The sequence below is a fragment of the Vibrio sp. DNB22_10_4 genome (assembly GCF_052879755.1).
Map to the genome: position 1 here is coordinate 1 of NZ_JBNNXW010000087.1, position 258 is coordinate 258.

Here is a 258-nt window from a genome sequence, read left to right on the forward strand (position 1 = left end):
GCGCAAAACACTGCGCGAAGCCCACCTTGATCGCATCCGAAATACGCAGGTCGTCGAGCGTTTCGATGCGCGGCGCACCGGCCTTGGCGGCCTCAAGCAGCGCATTGGCACGCGGGTCATGCGTCTGACCGCGATGGCGCTCGCGCCATTCGGCCCACAGGATCACGAAGCCGCCGATGATGAACGCCGACGCCACCACGATCGGGTTGAACAGATGCGCCTTGATCGCCTTGCCGAAGATCAGCGCCAGCGTGATCG

At 64.3% G+C, this 258-nt stretch carries 1 protein-coding gene; it reads right to left on the minus strand.

The features are described 5' to 3' along the window. Window positions 1-258 (minus strand): undecaprenyl-diphosphate phosphatase (locus ACVA6Q_RS24770; RefSeq protein ID WP_446649241.1); only part of this gene is annotated, 258 nt, incomplete at both ends.